General features: G+C 44.5%; 1 protein-coding gene. It reads left to right on the forward strand.

Annotated elements, in window-relative coordinates; all coding sequences use genetic code 11:
- Positions 1 to 443 precede the first annotated feature (443 nt).
- Positions 444 to 1,358 (forward strand): UDP-3-O-acyl-N-acetylglucosamine deacetylase, encoded by a 915-nt coding sequence (gene lpxC, locus ACTHUT_RS20520; RefSeq protein ID WP_250599309.1) that lies wholly within the window; start codon positions 444 to 446, stop codon positions 1,356 to 1,358.
- The last annotated feature ends 112 nt before the right edge of the window (positions 1,359 to 1,470 follow it).

The following is a 1,470-nucleotide window of genomic DNA, read 5'->3' on the forward strand; positions in this document are numbered from 1 at the left end:
GTGAAATAGGTCGTCTGAAAATACAGATTGGTACGGTTCGCTCCCATATTTGGGGATAAATTCCAGCCTGTTTTTAAAATTAATATGTAATTATTTAAAAAAATGGTGATTATGATGAGTACGTCCCTGTTTTGTGGATAACCTGATTACTGGTTTTATAATCAAATTGTTGTCTTCATTTAAAGGCTGCGTTCAAGTTCTGTTTTTTGTGAGAACAAAGTCGGATAATCTGTAATCGTTTGAATTTTTCTGTGGATAAAATCAGATTTGTTCACTTCGATTGCACGTCATTTTGTGGATAATTTTATCGGTACAAAAGGTCGTCTGAAAAATCTATGGTTCTGAAACGCCTATATTAGCAAATACTATTAAAAATAATGGATTATTTTTTCCTTTTTATCGTATTATCCAAACATCAAACCTGATTACTAAGGAGGCGGTTTATGCTGCAACGAACTTTAGCAAAATCCATCAGCGTAACCGGCGTCGGATTGCATTCGGGCGAACGGGTCGCGCTGACCCTGCACCCCGCGCCTGAAAACAGCGGGATTTCTTTCCGCCGTACCGATTTGGACGGCGAAATGGGCGAAACCATCAAACTTACGCCCTACCTCATCAACGATACGCGCCTCTCGTCCACCATCGTTACCGACAAAGGCGTGCGCGTCGGCACCATCGAGCACATCATGTCCGCGCTGTCTGCCTACGGCATCGACAATGCGCTGATTGAGTTGAACGCGCCCGAAATCCCGATTATGGATGGCTCCAGCCTGCCGTTTATCTATCTTTTGCAAGATGCGGGCGTTGTCGATCAAAAGGCGCAAAAGCGGTTTTTGAAAATCCTCAAGCCTGTCGAAGTCAAGGAAGCGGGCAAATGGGTGCGCTTTACGCCGTATGACGGCTTTAAAGTTAATTTAACCATCGAATTTGACCATCCCGTATTCAACCGCAGCGCACCTACTTTTGAGATTGATTTTGCAGGAAAATCCTATATCGATGAGATTGCCCGCGCCCGTACCTTCGGCTTTATGCACGAAGTGGAAATGATGCGTGCCCACAATCTCGGACTGGGCGGCAATTTGAACAACGCCATCGTGATTGACGACATGGATGTTTTGAATCCGGAAGGTTTGCGCTATCCCGATGAATTTGTCCGCCACAAAATCCTTGATGCGATTGGCGATTTATACATTGTCGGCCATCCAATTATCGGCGCATTTGAAGGTTACAAATCAGGCCATGCCATCAATAATGCGCTGTTGCGTGCCGTTTTGGCAGATGAAAGCGCTTACGAATGGGTTGAGTTTGCCGATGACGAAGACTTGCCCACCGCTTTTCACGAGCTGCCGGCAGCCTGATAGAAAATAGATAAAGCGTTCAATAAAAAGGCCGTCTGAACCTTTCAGACGGCCTAAATCATGTCGTTTTCCACAAATAATTATCCACATATTCATCCATTTTATCTTATTG

The organism is Neisseria sp. P0022.S010, from assembly GCF_051956635.1.